General features: G+C 58.2%; 1 pseudogene. It reads right to left on the reverse strand.

The features are described from left to right. Window positions 1-473, reverse strand: a pseudogene (locus PG883_RS24020) (IS481-like element ISAs19 family transposase); the annotation flags it as partial. Between the last annotated feature and the right edge of the window lie 49 nt (window positions 474-522).

Here is a 522-nt window from a genome sequence, read left to right on the forward strand (position 1 = left end):
TCAATTTGGCGTTCGCGAAACTCGGGGCTGAAGCGCTCGAGCAGGCGGATCTGCTCGTCATTGAGCTCAATCGTCTGTTCCCTGTGGGTTTTCTCGAGGCGCAACAAGCGGCCATGCTTGGAGAGCAAGTCGTGACGTTGCCACACGCCACGCACACCGCCCGCACTGACGTTGATGCCTTGCAGAGCGAGTTCTTGCGCGACCCGCAGCGGGCCATGGGTTGGTCTGGTGAGGGAGTAATCGAGGATGGCCTGCTCAATCTCGGGAGCGACCCGGTTGGGATGCGCCCCTTTGCAGCCGGGGAGTTTGTCGAGCAAGCCCTCAGCCCCATAGGTCTGGTAGTTACGGCGGATCTCGTAGAACTGCTGGCGGCTGTAGCCGATGAGCTTGCAGGCTTTGCTGACGTTATTAAGCTCTTTGGCGAGCTCTAGCAGGCTGAGTTTACGACGTGCTACTTTCTCGTTGGTGGTCATACGGTGACTCCGGATAACACGGTAGGGGTACCGTTTTGTTATCCGGTTT

It is taken from the genome of Aeromonas sp. QDB25 (genome assembly GCF_027707725.1).
In the GTDB taxonomy this organism is placed as follows: domain Bacteria; phylum Pseudomonadota; class Gammaproteobacteria; order Enterobacterales; family Aeromonadaceae; genus Aeromonas; species Aeromonas caviae.